This is a genomic window from Streptomyces sp. Y309, assembly GCF_056712025.1.
The window spans coordinates 5,940,999-5,957,540 of the sequence record NZ_CM160048.1; the positions used below are offsets into that span (position 1 = coordinate 5,940,999).

At 71.1% G+C, this 16,542-nt stretch carries 11 protein-coding genes and 1 pseudogene; 2 read left to right on the forward strand and 10 right to left on the reverse strand.

Annotated features, from left to right (window positions below; translation table 11 throughout):
- Nucleotides 1–202: 202 nt before the first annotated feature.
- The 7 genes and pseudogenes from AC0KTA_RS24395 to AC0KTA_RS24425 form a co-directional block, all read right to left on the reverse strand.
- Nucleotides 203–1,408: a S1 family peptidase gene (locus tag AC0KTA_RS24395; protein WP_481050355.1), complete on the reverse strand. Its 1,206-nt coding sequence runs from the start codon at nt 1,406–1,408 to the stop codon at nt 203–205.
- A gap of 568 nt (nt 1,409–1,976) precedes the next feature.
- Nucleotides 1,977–2,477, reverse strand: a complete 501-nt coding sequence (locus AC0KTA_RS24400; RefSeq protein WP_481050356.1) for a DUF937 domain-containing protein — start codon at nt 2,475–2,477, stop codon at nt 1,977–1,979.
- Nucleotides 2,478–2,697: 220 nt separating this feature from the next.
- Nucleotides 2,698–3,093 carry a D-ribose pyranase gene (rbsD, locus tag AC0KTA_RS24405; protein WP_481050357.1) on the reverse strand — a complete coding sequence of 132 codons (396 nt, stop codon included), beginning with the start codon at nt 3,091–3,093 and terminating at the stop codon, nt 2,698–2,700.
- A 137-nt stretch (nt 3,094–3,230) separates the two neighbouring features.
- A pseudogene (locus tag AC0KTA_RS24410) lies at nt 3,231–4,136 on the reverse strand (ribokinase); the annotation flags it as partial.
- A gap of 83 nt (nt 4,137–4,219) precedes the next feature.
- Entirely contained in the window at nt 4,220–6,193 is a 1,974-nt protein-coding gene (locus AC0KTA_RS24415) for an ABC transporter permease/substrate-binding protein (protein ID WP_481050358.1), read from the reverse strand.
- Nucleotides 6,180–7,805: a sugar ABC transporter ATP-binding protein gene (locus tag AC0KTA_RS24420; protein WP_481050359.1), complete on the reverse strand. Its 1,626-nt coding sequence runs from the start codon at nt 7,803–7,805 to the stop codon at nt 6,180–6,182. Before AC0KTA_RS24420 ends, AC0KTA_RS24415 begins: the two co-directional genes overlap by 14 nt.
- Entirely contained in the window at nt 7,802–8,833 is a 1,032-nt protein-coding gene (locus tag AC0KTA_RS24425) for a LacI family DNA-binding transcriptional regulator (RefSeq protein WP_481050360.1), read from the reverse strand. Before AC0KTA_RS24425 ends, AC0KTA_RS24420 begins: the two co-directional genes overlap by 4 nt.
- 351 nt (nt 8,834–9,184) lie before the next feature.
- Here AC0KTA_RS24425 and recD2 point away from each other — a divergent pair, with 351 nt between their 5' ends.
- Nucleotides 9,185–11,443 (forward strand): SF1B family DNA helicase RecD2, encoded by a 2,259-nt coding sequence (recD2, locus tag AC0KTA_RS24430; RefSeq protein ID WP_481050361.1) that lies wholly within the window; start codon nt 9,185–9,187, stop codon nt 11,441–11,443.
- 228 nt (nt 11,444–11,671) lie between these two features.
- Entirely contained in the window at nt 11,672–12,970 is a 1,299-nt protein-coding gene (locus AC0KTA_RS24435) for a citrate synthase (RefSeq protein WP_481050362.1), read from the forward strand.
- A 571-nt stretch (nt 12,971–13,541) separates the two neighbouring features.
- Here AC0KTA_RS24435 and AC0KTA_RS24440 read toward each other — a convergent pair.
- From AC0KTA_RS24440 to AC0KTA_RS24450, 3 genes are all read right to left on the reverse strand, one after another.
- On the reverse strand, nt 13,542–15,806 hold the full coding sequence (locus AC0KTA_RS24440) for a heavy metal translocating P-type ATPase (RefSeq protein ID WP_481050363.1): 2,265 nt from the start codon (nt 15,804–15,806) through the stop codon (nt 13,542–13,544).
- Between the two features lie 100 nt (nt 15,807–15,906).
- Nucleotides 15,907–16,152, reverse strand: a complete 246-nt coding sequence (locus tag AC0KTA_RS24445) for a heavy-metal-associated domain-containing protein (RefSeq protein ID WP_481050364.1) — start codon at nt 16,150–16,152, stop codon at nt 15,907–15,909.
- 159 nt (nt 16,153–16,311) lie between these two features.
- Nucleotides 16,312–16,512 carry a MarR family transcriptional regulator gene (locus AC0KTA_RS24450; protein WP_189730045.1) on the reverse strand — a complete coding sequence of 67 codons (201 nt, stop codon included), beginning with the start codon at nt 16,510–16,512 and terminating at the stop codon, nt 16,312–16,314.
- Nucleotides 16,513–16,542 lie beyond the last annotated feature (30 nt).

Below are 16,542 nucleotides of genomic sequence, written 5' to 3' on the forward strand. Positions count from 1 at the left end.
TGCTCCGCGAGCCGGCTGCGGACTCGCTCGAGGGACAGACCGCGTCTCTTGATGGCCTGTTGGAACGCCAGGGCGAAGGAGTCCTGGTGCAAGGAGTCCTGGGGCACGGGATCTCCCAATGGGTCGAACGGCCGCACGGGCGGGCCGCCCACCGTATACGGCGGGCGGCCCTGGGCCTGCGGTGGGTGGGTCAGTGGGTGGGTCAGTTGGTGTTGAGCGTCAGGTTGTAGTGGGAGAGGGCGTCGTCCAGGGGCTGGAAGTAGGACGAACCGGGCGAGTTCACGCTGCCGTTGCACCGCTGCGCCGACGGGCCGCCGGAGGTCATGCCCTGGGCCTGGCTGCCGGAGATGTAGGCGCCGCCGCTGTCGCCGCCCTGGGTGCACACCGACGAGCTGCCAAGACCTGTGACGACGGTGTTCGGGCCGCCGTTGGGGTCGCTGTAGGTGACGGTCACGTTGTACGAGTTGACCTTGCCGCAGGTCCAGAACGTCGTACGGCCCGACTTGCACAGGTCCGCGCCGGCCGCGGCCCGCCTGCTGCCCTGGACCGCGACGGTGCCCGCACTGCCGTAGGTCCCGACCCGGGTGGCTATGGAGTTGCCCGAGTCGATGGCCGCGATGCCCATGTCGACGCTGCGGCTCCCCTGCGCGAACCGGGTGTTGGTTCCCTTCGCGAAGCGCTGGCCCTTGTACGTCAGGACCGGGAGGTCTTCGATGCAGTGGCCCGCGGTGACCAGGAACTGGCGGCCCGAGGAGTCCCGGGCGCCGTAACCGACGGAGCAGACATAGCCGTTGAAGGCCATCTCGTCACCCGGTGTGACGACCGCCTGAGTGCTGAGCTTCTCCTGGCCCTTCACCACGCGTACGGCGTCGCCGTGGGCCCGCGCCGCCCGGAGGAAGGACTTGTCCGCCGCGCTCTCGGCGCCGCCGACCTTCACGGTGACGGTGTCGGACGCGAGGTCCACCGACCAGGCGGTGACACTGCTCGGCGCCTTCTTGAGGGCCAGGGTGTCGAGCTCGGCCTTGATCCGGTCGAGCTCGGTCTGGCCGTGCTCGGCCGTCCGCGGGGTCAACCCGGCGTCCTCGATGCTCTCTTCGGCCTCGGAGCCGGTCGCGTTGACGACGAGAGTGCCGGCCTTGTCGAAGAAGGCGCCGTCGGTCGCGACGCCCTGCTCTGCGAGCTCGGAAAGTCTGTCCTGCTGGGCTTCCTGGCGGTCAAGGCGGTCGACCGCGGCCTTTTCGCTGACGCCGAGGCTCGTGGCCAGGGCCTTGACCATGGCCGGTTCGTAGCGCTCACCGGCCCGGTCGCCGGACTGTTCGCCGGCCTGCGCGCCGGTCATGGCGGTGACGGAGAGCAGCGCACCGGCGGCCGATGCCACGAGAAGTTTCCGGGACACTCGCACAGTCATTCCTTCCGGTCACAGAACACGCGGCCGGGCATGGGGGATGTGCGATCGGCAGGTGAAGCCGAATTCACGGGGTGGCCGCATGGCTGACGGCAACCGGTTTCCCGGTCACCGTGAGACGGAACTCTGGCGCATTTCCGTGGCTTGCCTCAAGAGTGTTCGGTCGTCGCAAATTCAACAGAGTTCATCCTCACTGTTGAAAGCGAGTGATGATGAAGAGGAAAAGGGGAAAAGGGGGATATGGCGGTCGCCGGATGCGGTGAGCATGTGGAAATGGCGTGCTCGCGGGATATGGCGGGAACCATTCTGAATGGGCTGGTTGGACGCCTTGGTTCGCTTCTGCGAGTTTCGCTTCGGCGCCACGCCATGGAGGAGGGCATTCCCGGCGGGCCGGTCCGCCGGGACCTGCGCCCAGAAGCCCGTCTGCCGCAGAATCCGGGACAGTTGCGGCCGGCTGAGGCGCAGGTGGGAACGGCGGGCGAAGAGCGCCCACGCCGGTCCCGGAATGGGGTCCAAGGGCTCAACGCCGCAGGGGACTTACACGACCCGCACCGGGTGATGCGGTGTGCCGCTACTTCTTGCCGCCGCCCAGGATCTGCCCCAGCAGGCCCCCGAGGTCGGGCTCGGCCGCCCCGGCGGGCGAGGACTTTGCCTTCTGGGCGCGCTTGGTGAGGACCGTGAGGACCACCGGGATCAGGAGTTCCACGACGCGGACGACCGTGGCGGCGGGAAGGCCGGTCTTCTTCGCGACCGCGTTCGCCACCGGCCTGCTGAGCTTGCTGAGCATTCCTGCCATCATGCCGCCGCCGAGCAGGCCGCCGAGGCCGCCGCCCAGGGTGGCCACGCCCTGGAGCGGGGCTTCTTCGGCGAATGCCTGACGCACCTCGTCGGCCTCCGCCGGGTCCGCCGTCTCCGCCTTGTCCCGCAAGCTGCCCGAGAGCGTCGAGGCCGTCGTACCCACGACCTCCTGGGCACCCGCCGGGTCCGTGCCGAGCGCGTCGGCGATCTCCCCCAGGCGGTCGTCGCCCAGCTCGTCGAGTACGTCCTGCTCGAATGAGGTTTCCTCGCTCATGGGCGAAACGCTACGTCCGGGGTGGTTCGTCGGCACGCCGAAATCATCCGGGGGAAGTTGCCGAAGTCGTGCAACCCTTCCCGCACCACGCGGGTCGTAGTGGGTGTCAGTCGCTCTGGAGGGGGGATCTGGGGGGATCCGCGGAGCACTGGCAGGGGAGGGAAACCGAGGGGGCCCGGTCGACGGACCAGGCCCCCTCGAAGCGTTCCGGGAGACCCCCTCAGAAGAAGACCCCGCACGTCAGCATCACATTCGCGTACGGACTCGCCTCCCCGGTGCGCACGACGAGCCGCGCCCCCGCCGTCAGCTCCTTCAGCTCCTCGTGCGGGACGAGGCCGAGCGCCGGACCCGGGAAACGCCGCTCCAGCAGCGCCGACGTCCCCGGATTCGCCTCCCGGACCTCCCGCGCGGCCACCGCGCCCTCCACGACGAGCTCCGCGAGGAGTCCGTCGAGGACCTGCGCGAACGTCGGCACTCCGGCCACGAACGCCAGGTCCACCACCCGCGGCCCGGCCGGCAGCGGCATCCCCGCGTCGCACACCAGGACCCGGTCGCCATGGCCCAGCTCGGCCAGCGCCCCCGCGAGATGACGGTTGAGTATCCCGGCCTTCTTCACCGTGCCTCACCGCGCGACGCAGTTCCGGTCGCCCCGGCCGACCCGCTTGTCCGGCCGGGGGTCCGGGGGTTGTCCCCCGGGACGGCACAGCACCGTGCCTCACCGCGCGACGCCGTTCCGGTGGCCGCGGCGTCGCCCAGGGCCGCCACCTCCGCCTCCGTCGGATACGACACCTGCGCCCCCGCCCGCGTCACAGCCAGCGCCCCCACCTTCGCCGCGTACCGCGCCGCCGACTCCAGGTCCTCGCCCGCGCCCAGCCGCCACGCCAGCGCCGCCGTGAACGCGTCCCCGGCCCCCGTCGTGTCCACGGCGTCCACCTTCACCGACGGCACCCGCGCCATCCCCTCGGGTCCCGCCACCAGCGCGCCCTCGCCGCCGAGGGTCACCACCACCGACCTCGGGCCCAGGGCCAGCAACCGCCGCGCCCAGTCCTCCGGCGCGTCGGGCACGTCCGCCCCGGCGCCCCGCAGGATCACCCGCGCCTCGTGCTCGTTCACCACGAGGGGATCGCAGGCCGCGAGCACCTCACCAGGCAGCGGCGCGGGCGGCGACGGATTCAGGACCAGGCGGGTGCCGGCAGGCAGGACGCGTACGACCTCCGCGACCGTGTCGAGCGGGATCTCCAGCTGGACCGAGACCACCCGGGCCGCCTCGAAGAGGCTCGCGGCCGCCCGTACGTCCCCGGGCGTCAGCCGCGCGTTGGCGCCCGGCGCCACCACGATGCTGTTGTCGCCCGACGGGTCCACCGTGATCAGTGCCACCCCGGTGGGCGCGCCGCCCACCAGGACCCCCACCGTGTCCACGCCCGCCGAACGCTGCGAGTCCAGGAGCAGCCGGCCGTACGCGTCGTCGCCGACCCGGGCGAGCAGCGCCGTCCGCGCGCCGAGCCGGCCCGCCGCCACCGCCTGATTCGCGCCCTTGCCGCCCGGGTGGACGGCCAGGTCCGAGCCGAGCACCGTCTCGCCGGCCCCCGGCCGCCGCTCGACGGCGGTCACCAGGTCGGCGTTGGCCGAGCCCACGACCAGCAGGTCGTAGTCATGCATCGTGGTCTGCCTTTCCAGTCTTTCCCCGTGTACGTGTGCCTCCGCGCGCGGGACCTCACTTGCGGCCCCGCGCGCGGAGAACCTCACTTGAACCGTGCCACGTTCTTCTCCGTGACCACCTTCACCGGCACCTTCACCACGGCGGTGGTGTCCTTGTCGTCCGCCGCGGCGATCGCGTTGCGCACCGCGATCCGGCCCAGCTCCTTCGGCTGCTGCGCCACCGACGCGTACAGCGTCCCCGCCTCGACCGCCTTCAGGCCGTCCGGGGTGCCGTCGAAGCCGACCACCGACACCGACTTGCCCGCCTTGCCGCCGAGCGCCTTGACCGCGCCGAGCGCCATCTCGTCGTTCTCCGCGAAGACGCCGTCGACGCCCGGGTTGCCCTGCAGCAGGTTCGTCATGACGTCCAGGCCCTTGGTGCGGTCGAAGTCCGCGGGCTGCTTGGCGACGACCTTGATGCCGGGGTAGGCCTTGATGCCCTCGGCGAAGCCCTGCCCGCGCTCCCGGCTCGCGGAGGTGCCCGCGGTGCCCTGGAGCACGACCACCTCGCCCTTGCCGCCGAGCTTGTCGGCGAGGGCCTTCGCGGCCTGCTTGCCGCCCGCGACGTTGTCGGAGGCCACCAGCGTGGCGACGTCCGCCTTGTTCACGCCGCGGTCGGCGGCGATCACCGGGATGTCCGCCTTGTTCGCGGCGCGCGCGGCGGGGCCGACGGCATCGGAGTCGACCGGGTTGACGATGACGGCCTTCATGCTCTCGCTGGTGAAGTTCTGCAGCTGGTTGGCCTGTTGGGACGCGTCGTTCTGCGCGTCGGTGACGGTCAGGTCGACGCCCGCCTTCTCGGCCTCCGCCTGCGCGCCCTCCTTCATCTGTACGAAGAAGGGGTTGTTGAGGGTGGAGAGGGACAGGCCGATCTTCGTCGACGTACCGGAGGAGCCGGAGTTGAAGACGGACACCGCGGCGATGACGGCCGCGGCGACGACCGCCGCGATCGTGTACTTCAGCGCCTGCGGGCCCTTGCGCCCGGACCCGGAGGAGGTGCTCCCGACGGCGCCGCCCCCGCCCGGACCCGCCCCGGCCCGCCTGCGCAGCGTGTCGAGGAGCACGGCCAGCGCGATCACGACACCGATGACGACCTGCTGCCAGAACGCCGACACGGAAAGGAGGTTGAGGCCGTTGCGGAGCACCGCGAGGATCAGCGCGCCGATCAGCGTGCCGGAGGCCTTGCCGACGCCGCCCGCGAGGCTCGCGCCGCCGATGACGACCGCGGCGATCGCGTCGAGCTCGTACCCCTGCGCGGCCTGCGGCTGCGCGGACACCAGACGGGACGCGAGCACGATGCCCGCGACGGCCGCGAACAGGCCCGACAGGGCGTAGATGATGATCTTCTGCCGCTTCACGCGCAGCCCCGACAGGCGCGCGGCCTCCTCGTTGCCACCGATCGCGTACATGGAGCGGCCGATGTACGTACGCGCCAGGATCAGGGCCGTGATGAGGCCCATCGCCACCATCACGATCACCGGCACCGGCAGCCAGCCGCCGAGCGTGTCGCCGACCTTGGAGACCGACTCCGGGAAGGCGATCGGGCTGCCCTGAGATATCACCAGGGACAGGCCGCGGCCGATCGACAGCATCGCCAGCGTCGCGATGAACGGCGGGAGTTTGCCGTACGAGACGAGCACGCCGTTGACCAGACCGCAGGCGATGCCCGTGCCGACGGCGAGGAGCACCGCGATCCAGACGGGCACGCCCTCCTTCGTCGCCGACCACGCCAGGACCGTGGCGGAGAGCGCCGCCACCGAGCCGACCGACAGGTCGATGCCCGCCGCGACGATGACGAAGGTGACGCCGAAGGCGAGGATGGCCGTCACGGCCGCCTGCACCCCGACGTTGAGGAGGTTCTGGGTGGTCAGGAAGTCGCCGGAGAGCAGCGACATCGCGACGACCAGGACCACGAGGGCGCTGAGCGCGCCGTTGTCGAGCAGCACGCGGCGCAGGTCGAGGCCCCCGCCGGCGCCGCCCGTGGCCGTCTTGTCCGGCCGGGTGTCAGTGGTGGCCACGGAAGCCCTCCTTCGCGTCCCCCGCAGGGGTGTTGTCCTTGTGGGTCGCCGGGGTTCCGGTGCCGACGGCCAGCGCCATCACCGCGTCCTGCGTCGCCTCGTCCGCGCCGAGTTCGCCCGCAAGGCGGCCCTGCGCCATGACCAGGACCCGGTCGCTCATCCCGAGCACCTCCGGCAGATCGCTGGAGATCATCAGGACGGCGTGCCCGGCGGCCGTGAGTTCGTTGATGAGCTGGTAGATCTCGACCTTCGCGCCGACGTCGATGCCGCGCGTCGGCTCGTCGAGGATGAGGACCTTCGCCTTGGCGAGCAGCCACTTGCCGATGACGACCTTCTGCTGGTTGCCGCCGGACAGCGTGCGCACATGCTGGCCGAGCCCGGCCATGCGGACGCCGAGCTGCCCCGCGATCCGCCCGGCGGCATCCCGCTGGGCGGCGCGGTCGACGAGGCCCGCGCGGGTCGCCGCCCGCAGCGTCACCAGGCCCAGGTTCTCCTCCACGGACGCGTCGAGCACCAGGCCCTGGCCCTTGCGGTCCTCCGGGACCAGGCCGATCCCGGCGGTCATCGCCGCGTACACGTCGTGCCGGGGCAGCGCCCGGCCCGCGACCTCCACCGTGCCCGCGTCGTACGGATCCGCGCCGAAGACGGCCCGCGCCACCTCCGTGCGCCCCGCGCCGACCAGACCCGCAACCCCGACGACCTCACCGGCGCGCACCTCGAAGCCCACGTCGTGGAAGACACCGCCGCGTGTGAGGCCGCGGACACGCAGCAACGGCTCCTGCCCGTCGGCCTGTTGACCGTCCCCGGTCCGCTCGCGCGGGTACTGCTGCTCGATGGAGCGGCCCACCATGAGGCGTACGAGTTCGTCCTCGGGCGTCGACGCGGGCACCTGGCCCACACTGCGGCCGTCGCGCAGCACGCTCACGCGGTCGCCGAGCGCGGCGATCTCCTCCAGGTGGTGGGTGATGAAGACGACGCCGACGCCGTCCGCGCGCAGCCCCCGCACGATGGCGAAGAGTTTCTCCACCTCTTCGGAGGTGAGCACGGCGGTCGGCTCGTCCATGACGAGCACGCGCGCGTGCAGGCTGAGCGCCTTGGCGATCTCCACCATCTGGAGCCGGGCGATGCCCAGTTCGCGGCAGCGGGCGCGCGGTGAGACGTCCACGCCCACGCGCGCGAGGAGCTCGGCGGCGTCGGCCTCCATCTTCTTGCGGTCGATGAGGCCGAGGCGGCGCGGCTGGCGGCCCAGGAAGATGTTCTCGGCGACCGTCAGGTCGGGGACGAGGTTGAACTCCTGGTAGATGGTGGCGATCCCGAGCCGCTCGGCGTCCTGCGCGCCGTGGATGCGCACCTCCTCGCCGCCGACGAGGATCCGCCCGGCGTCGGGCTGGTTGGCGCCGGAGAACATCTTGATGAGCGTGCTCTTGCCCGCCCCGTTCTCGCCCAGGAGTACGTGCACCTCCCCGCCGCGCAGATCGAAGTCCACGCCGTCCAGGGCGACGACACCAGGGAAGGCCTTGCGGATGCCCTCGACGCGGAGCAGCTCGGGGGCGTCGGGGGTGTCGGGTGTGTCAGGGGCAGAATCCTGCGCGTCCTGCGCGGGGCCACTCATGCGTCACTCCTTCGTGTCGCTCCGGTCGTGGTGTGCTCGCCGCACGAGCTGCGCACGACGAGGCGGGCGGGCAGCGTCACGGACTCCGGCGTCCGGCCCTCGATCAGATCGGTGAGGGCCCGGACGGCGGCCCGGCCGAGCTCGCCCGTGGGCTGGGCGATCGCCGTGACGGGCGGGTCGGTGTGCACGAACCAGGGGATGTCGTCGAACGCGGCGAGCGCGATGTCGTGCGGGATCCGCAGCCCGCGCGCGCGGATCGCGTCGAGCGCGCCGAGCGCCATCAAGTTGTCGGCGGCGAAGACGACTTCGGGCGGCTCGGGCAGGGCCAGGAACCGCTCGGTGGCGCGGCGGCCGCTGCCCGCCTGGAAGTCGCCCTGCCCGATGTAGTCGTCGGGGAGCGGAAGACCGTACTCGGCGAGCGCGTCCCGGAAGGCCGCCACGCGCTCGCTGCCGGTGGTGGTGGCCGCCGGGCCCGCGATGATGGCGAGCCTGCGGTGGCCGAGACCGTGCAGATGCGCCACCAGGTCGCGCACGGCGGCGCGGCCGTCCGCCCGCACCACGGGCACGTCCAGACCCGGGATCCAGCGGTCCACGAAGACCATCGGCGTGCCCGCGCGGGCGGCGTGGAGGACCAGCGGGGAGCCGCCGTCGGCGGGGGAGACGAGGAGGCCGTCGATGCGGCGGTCCAGGAGCGTGCGGATGTGGTGGTCCTGCAGCTCGGGCCGCTCGTCGGCATTGCCGAAGATGATGCTGTAGCCGAGCGCGCGGGCCTCCTCCTCGACGGAGCGGGCCAGCTCGGTGAAGTACGGGTTCAGTACGTCACTGATGACCAGGCCGAGGGTGCGCGTCTGGTCCGTCCTGAGGGACCGGGCGAGCGTGTTGGGCCGGTAGCCGAGCGCGTCCACCGCGGCGAGCACCCGCTCGCGGGCGGCCGGACTCACGGACGTGTGCGCGTTCAGGACGCGCGACACCGTGGCGACGGAGACGCCCGCCCGGGCGGCCACGTCCTTGATGCCGATGCTTGCCACTGCCGATGCCACCTCCTCGTGGAATCGATTACACGAGGGATTGGAATCGATTACACGGCTCGTGACAACCCCTGCCGGGTGGCCGAAACTCGATTGTTACTGGCGAGGGCGCCTTTGCTGGCGGGGGCGCCTTGACCGGGCGGGGTGGTGCGCCCCGTCAGGGGCGCGGGGAACTGCGCGCTCAGCCCAAGAAAAGCCGCAGACGCATCTGCCGAGTAACTGAGCAGACGCGTCTGCGGCTTTGTCGTGGCTGGTCGCGCAGTTCCCCGCGCCCCTGACGGGGCGCACCAACCGCACGCCAACGGTCCGTGCGCCGTAGGCGCTGTCAGTGGGCGGGGGTAGCGTCGGGTCATGTCGAGTGCCGCACAGCAGAGGAGCACCGCCGGTGGGCCCGCACCCCGCATGGCCGTCGTCGAGGGCGTCCTGGAGCGCATCACGTACGCCAACGAGGAGAACGGGTACACGGTCGCCCGTGTGGACACCGGCCGCGGCGGCGGCGACCTGCTGACCGTCGTCGGCTCGCTGCTCGGCGCGCAGGTGGGCGAGTCCCTGCGGATGGAGGGCCGCTGGGGCTCCCACCCGCAGTACGGCAAGCAGTTCACCGTGGAGAACTACACGACGGTGCTCCCGGCCACGATCCAGGGCATCCGGCGCTATCTCGGCTCCGGCCTCATCAAGGGCATCGGCCCGGTGATGGCCGACCGCATCACGACGCACTTCGGCGTGGACACCCTCGACGTCATCGAGACCGAGCCCAAGCGCCTCATCGAGGTCCCGGGCCTCGGCCCGAAGCGCACGAAGAAGATCGCCGCCGCCTGGGAGGAACAGAAGGCCATCAAGGAAGTGATGGTCTTCCTCCAGGGCGTCGGCGTCTCCACGTCCATCGCCGTGCGGATCTACAAGAAGTACGAGGACGCCTCCATCTCGGTGGTCCGGAATCAGCCCTACCGCCTCGCGGCCGACGTGTGGGGCATCGGCTTCCTCACCGCCGACCGCATCGCCCAGTCCGTCGGCATCCCGCACGACAGCCCGGAGCGCGTCAAGGCCGGTCTGCAGTACGCCCTTTCGCAGTCCACCGACCAGGGCAACTGCTTCCTGCCCGAGGAGCGCCTGATCGCCGACGCGGTCAAGCTCCTCCAGGTCGACACGGGGCTCGTCATCGACTGCCTGGCCGAGCTGGCGGCGGACCCGGAAGGAGTGGTCCGCGAGTCCGTCCCAGGACCGGACGGCGGCGACGACGTCACGGCCGTCTATCTGATCCCCTTCCACCGCGCCGAACTCTCCCTGTCCGGCCGCCTCCTGAGCCTGCTGCGGGCGCCGGAGGACCGGATGCCGGGCTTTAAGGACGTCGCCTGGGACAAGGCGCTCGGCTGGCTCAAGGGGCGCACGGGGGCCGAGCTCGCGCCCGAGCAGGAGGAGGCGGTCAAGCTCACCCTGACCAGCAAGGTCGCCGTCCTCACCGGCGGGCCCGGCTGCGGCAAGTCCTTCACGGTGCGCTCCATCGTGGAGCTGGCCCGCGCCAAGAAGGCCAAGGTGCTGCTCGCCGCGCCCACGGGCCGCGCCGCCAAGCGCCTCGCCGAGCTCACCGGCGCCGAGGCGTCCACCGTCCACCGCCTGCTCGAACTGAAGCCCGGCGGCGACGCGGCGTACGACAAGGACCGTCCGCTGGACGCCGATCTGGTGGTCGTCGACGAGGCCTCCATGCTCGACCTGCTCCTCGCCAACAAGCTGGTGAAGGCCGTGCCGCCGGGCGCCCATCTGCTCTTCGTGGGCGACGTGGACCAGTTGCCGAGCGTCGGCGCGGGCGAGGTCCTGCGGGACCTGCTCAGCGAGGACAGCCCCGTGCCCGCCGTCCGGCTGACCCGGGTGTTCCGCCAGGCCCAGCAGTCCGGTGTGGTCACCAACGCCCACCGCATCAACTCCGGGCAGCCGCCCCTGACCCAGGGGCTGAGCGACTTCTTCCTCTTCGTCGAGGACGACACGGAGGAGGCGGGCCGGCTCACGGTGGACGTCGCGGCCCGCCGCCTGCCCGCGAAGTTCGGCCTCGACCCGCGCCGGGACGTGCAGGTCCTCGCCCCCATGCACCGCGGCCCGGCGGGCGCGGGCCACCTGAACGGCCTGCTCCAGCAGGCCATCACCCCCGGCCGCCCGGACCTGCCGGAGAAGCGCTTCGGCGGCCGCGTCTTCCGCGTCGGCGACAAGGTCACCCAGATCCGCAACAACTACGAGAAGGGCGCCAACGGCGTCTTCAACGGCACGGTGGGCGTCGTCACCGCCCTGGACGCCGACGAGCAGCGCCTGACCGTCCGCACCGACGAGGACGAGGAGGTCGGGTACGACTTCGACGAACTCGACGAACTCGCCCACGCCTATGCGGTGACAATCCACCGCTCGCAGGGAAGTGAGTACCCAGCGGTGGTGATCCCGGTCACCACCGGGGCCTGGATGATGCTGCAGCGGAATCTGCTCTACACGGCCGTGACACGCGCGAAGAAACTGGTCGTGCTCGTCGGTTCGCGCAAGGCTCTGGGCCAGGCGGTTCGTACGGTCTCCGCGGGCCGGCGCTGCACGGCCCTGGACCACCGGCTCGCCGGTCGTCGCACCGGCTGACGGCGGGCGTCAACGCGCCGCGGACCGCTGATCGATCAAACGAGTCGGAAAGGTCACAGTGCACTTTCGGAACTGGGGCGAAGGGGGCAGGATGAGCAGGTTGGCGGCACTGAGTGCCGCCAATAGGCCCAATGGTCGACCCCGAGTGCACTCTCCAGGGCCAAATGGGGGATGGTAGAGACAGTCAGGGCACCTCGAAGAAGAGGCACAACGTCGGTGAGGGATGACGTGAGCGAGAACGCTAACAAGGCTGTAGTACTGCGGTACGGCGATGGCGAGTACACCTACCCGGTGATCGAGTCCACTGTCGGCGACAAGGGCTTCGATATCGGCAAGCTCCGCGCCCAGACCGGTCTGGTGACCCTGGACAGTGGCTACGGCAACACCGCCGCCTATAAATCCGCCATCACCTACCTGGATGGCGAGCAGGGCATCCTGCGCTACCGCGGTTACCCGATCGAGCAGCTCGCGGAGCGCTCCACCTTCACCGAGGTGGCGTACCTGCTGATCAACGGTGAGCTGCCGAAGGTGGACGAGCTCGCCAGCTTCAAGAACGAGATCACCCAGCACACCCTGCTGCACGAGGACGTCAAGCGGTTCTACGACGGCTTCCCGCGCGACGCGCACCCGATGGCCATGCTGTCCTCCGTGGTCAGCGCGCTGTCGACGTTCTACCAGGACAGCCACAACCCGTTCGACGAGAAGCAGCGGCATCTCTCGACGATCCGGCTGCTCGCCAAGCTTCCGACGATCGCGGCGTACGCGTACAAGAAGTCGGTCGGCCACCCGGTGGTCTACCCGCGCAACGACCTCGGCTACGTCGAGAACTTCCTGCGCATGACGTTCTCGGTGCCCGCCGCCGAGTACGACCTGGACCCGGTCGTCGTCTCCGCGCTGGACAAGCTGCTCATCCTGCACGCGGACCACGAGCAGAACTGTTCGACGTCCACGGTGCGCCTGGTCGGCTCCTCGCAGGCCAACATGTTCGCCTCGATCTCGGCGGGCATCTCGGCCCTGTGGGGTCCGCTGCACGGCGGCGCCAACCAGTCGGTCCTGGAGATGCTGGAAGGCATCCAGGCGTCCGGTGGCGACGTCGACACCTTCATCCGCAAGGTGAAGAACAAGGAAGACGGCGTGAAGCTCATGGGCTTCGGGCACCGCGTCTACAAGAACTTCGACCCCCGGGCAAAGATCATCAAGGCGGCGGCGCACGATGTCCTCTCGGCGCTCGGCAAGTCCGACGAGCTGCTCGACATCGCGCTGAAGCTGGAGGAGCACGCGCTGGCCGACGACTACTTCGTCGAGCGCAAGCTTTACCCCAACGTGGACTTCTACACCGGTCTGATCTACCGCGCGATGGGCTTCCCGACCGAGATGTTCACGGTCCTGTTCGCCCTCGGCCGGCTGCCGGGCTGGATCGCCCAGTGGCACGAAATGATCAAGGAGCCTGGCTCCCGCATTGGCCGTCCCCGGCAGATCTATACGGGCGAGGTCATCCGCGACTTCGTCCCCGTCGAGTCCCGGTGACACAGGCCCCCTAGGGGCGCGGGGAACTGCGCGACCAGCCACCAAAAAGCCGCAGTCGCATCTGCCGAGTAACTGGGCAGACGCGTCTGCGGCTTTTCGCGCGCTGGTCGCGCAGTTCCCCGCGCCCCTTACGGGGCGCATCACCCCCGCCCGGTCAGGCGCCCCCGCCAGTGAAAAGCACCCCGCCGTCGATCCCCCCACGGGTCGACGGTCGGGGTGCTTTCCTGTGCCCCGGTGCGGATTCCCCCCACGGGATCCGGCCGGGAGTCTGTGGTTGCGGTCTGCCGGGACGCGTACGAGATCGGGAGGGCCGCTCAAAGCTCCCCGGTGCACGTGCCCCGGCCAACGCACTTCGAGGACATCCCCCAAGATGTCCCCCGACGCCTGATGGATCCCCCAAGATCCCTCTGGTGTCGCCTTCTTAGACTCACGAGCCCCCTCGATGGTTACGTTGCGATCGTTGTGATCTACGTCTCTTGCATATGCCACCGAACAAGCGCAAGAGGGCTCTTATGCGGATTTCTCCCTTTGAGGTGAGAGTCCCGCGAAGACAGTGTGAAGGATCGCGAGGCTATGTGAAAGACCGCAAGCGGAGGCTGTTGGTGACGACGAACACGGACGAGAAGGCCATGGCCGCCCCGGCGATCATCGGGTTGAGCAGTCCGGCCGCCGCGAGCGGCAGCGCGGCGACGTTGTAGCCGAAGGCCCAGCCGAGGTTGCCCTTGATGGTGGCGAGGGTCCGGCGGGCGAGCCGGATCGCGTCGGCGGCCACCCGCAAGTCGCCCCGGACGAGCGTCAGATCGCCCGCCTCGATGGCGGCGTCCGTGCCCGTGCCCATGGCGAGCCCCAGGTCGGCCGTGGCGAGGGCGGCCGCGTCGTTCACGCCGTCCCCGACCATGGCCACGACCCGTCCCTCGTCCTGGAGGCGGCGCACCACGTCGGCCTTGTCCTGCGGCAGCACCTCGGCGTACACGGCGTCGGGCGCGATGCCGACGTCCCGCGCGACCGCCTCCGCCACGGCCCGGTTGTCGCCGGTCAACAGCACCGGCCGCAGGCCGAGTTCACGCAGCCGGCGCACCGCTTCGGGGCTGGTGTCCTTGACCGTGTCGGCCACCGTGAGCAGCCCGCGCGCCGCGCCGTCCCAGGCGACCAGGACGGCGGTGCGGCCGGCCGCCGCGGCGCGCTCGTTCGCCGCGGCGAGGTCGTCGAGGTCGGTGACGCCCGCTTCCGCGAGCAGCCGTTCGCGCCCGGCGAGCACGACGTGCCCGTCGACCGTGCCGCGCACCCCGTGCCCGGGGACGTTCTCGAAGTCCCGCGGCACGGGAAGCGCGCCCACGTCGAGGCCGAGCCGCTGGGCCGCGCCCGCCGCGACCGCGCGCGCGACGGGGTGTTCGGAGGCGTGCTCCAGGGCGCCCGCGAGCCGCAGCAGCTCCTTCTCGTCGGCGCCGTCGGCCGCGTACACGTCCTGGAGGGCCATGCGTCCCGTCGTCACCGTGCCGGTCTTGTCGAGGACGACCGTGTCGACGCGGCGGGTGGACTCCAGGACCTCCGGGCCCTTGATGAGGATGCCGAGCTGGGCGCCCCGGCCCGTGCCGACGAGCAGCGCGGTGGGCGTGGCGAGGCCGAGCGCGCAGGGGCAGGCGATGATCAGTACGGCGACGGCGGCCGTGAACGCGGCGGCGGAGCCCACGCCGTTGCCCAGCCAGAAGCCGAGCGTGGCCACGGCGAGCGCGATGACGACCGGCACGAACACGGCGGAGACGCGGTCGGCGAGGCGCTGCACCTCCGCCTTGCCGCTCTGCGCGTCCTCGACGAGCCGGGCCATCCGGGCGAGTTGGGTGTCGGCGCCGACGCGGGTGGCCTCGACGACCAGGCGCCCGCCCGCGTTCACGGTCGCGCCGGTCACCGCGTCGCCCACGGTGACGTCGGCGGGCACGGACTCGCCGGTGAGCATCGAGACGTCGATGGCGGACGCGCCCTCGACGACCGTGCCGTCGGTGGCGACCGTCTCACCGGGGCGCACCACGAAGCGGTCCCCGACGGCGAGCCGCCCGACCGGAACCCGGACTTCCGTACCGTCCGGGCCGAGCACGGACGCGTCCTTGGCGCCGAGTTCGAGCAGCGCCCGCAGTGCCGCGCCCGCCTTCCGCTTGGAGCGGGCCTCCAGATAGCGGCCGAGCAGGATGAACGTGACGACGCCCGCGGCCACTTCGAGGTAGAGCGCCGCCGAGCTGTCGCCGCGCGCGATCGTGAACTCGAAGCCGTGCCGCATGCCCGGCTCGCCCGCGGTGCCGAAGAACAGCGCCCACACCGACCAGCCGAAGGCGGCGAGGGTGCCGAGCGAGACGAGGGTGTCCATGGTCGCCGCGCCGTGCCGGGCGTTGAGGACCGCCGCCCGGTGGAAGGGCAGCCCGCCCCACACGACGACCGGCGCGGCCAGGGTCAGGGACAGCCACTGCCAGTACTCGAACTGCAGCGACGGCACCATCGCGAGTACGACGACGGGCAGGGCCAGGGCGGCGGAGACGAGCAGCCGCTGGAGCAGGTGGTCGGCCTCGGTGAGGTCGGTGGTGACGGGCCGCTCGGCGGCGTCCTCGTCGGGACCGGTGTCCGGTGGGGGCGGAACGATCTCGTGCGCCGAGTAGCCGAGCTGCTCGACCGTGGCGACGAGCTGGCCGACCTCGACCCCGTCCGCGTACGCCACCTTGGCCTTCTCCGTGGCGAGGTTGACCGACGCGGTCACGCCCTCGATCCGGTTCAGCTTCTTCTCGATGCGGGCCGAGCAGGAGGCACAGGTCATTCCGCCGATGGCGAGTTCGACCTCGGAGGTGTTCATGACGGTTCTTTCGGGCGCGGCGAAGTGCGGGGAAAAGGCACGGGGCCCCGCGGCCGTGGGTGGCGTGCCGCGGGGCCCGAGGGCGGGTTCGGGGCGGCGGTCAGGCCTTGCCGACGAGCTCGTAACCGGCCTCGTCGACGGCGGCGCGGACCGCCTCCTCGTCCAGCGGGGCGTCGGAGACCACGGTCACCTTGCCGGTGGCGGCCTCGGCCTTGACCGAGCTGACGCCCGCCAGTTCGCCGATCTCGCTGGACACGGCACCCTCGCAGTGGCCGCACGTCATGCCCGTCACGGCGAACACGGTGGTGACGGAGCCGGTCTGCGAGGTCTGGGCGTTGGCGGTCATGTCGTTCTCCTCAGTGAAAGTGTGGACGCGTGGGACGTCGGCGCACGCGCGGGGTTCCGGTGGCTCCTGGTGGCTCCAGGGAACCCCGACGTGCTTCACACTATACCCCTAGGGGGTACCAATCCAAGAGGGGGCGGGGGGATGCGGGCCGGACCCGGGTCAGCCGTCCTTGCGGGCACGGTTGCCGGGGCGGGACGCGACCCAGGCGCGGATGGTGTCCGCGTACCAGAAGGGCTTGCCGCCCTCGACGTGGTCGGGGTCGGGGAGCAGTCCGTGCTTGCGATAGGAGCGCACGGTGTCGGGCTGCACCCGGATGTGCGCGGCGATGTCTTTGTACGACCAGAGCCTGCGGTCGGTCATCAGTGGCTCCTCCCTGCGCGCACCCAGGGC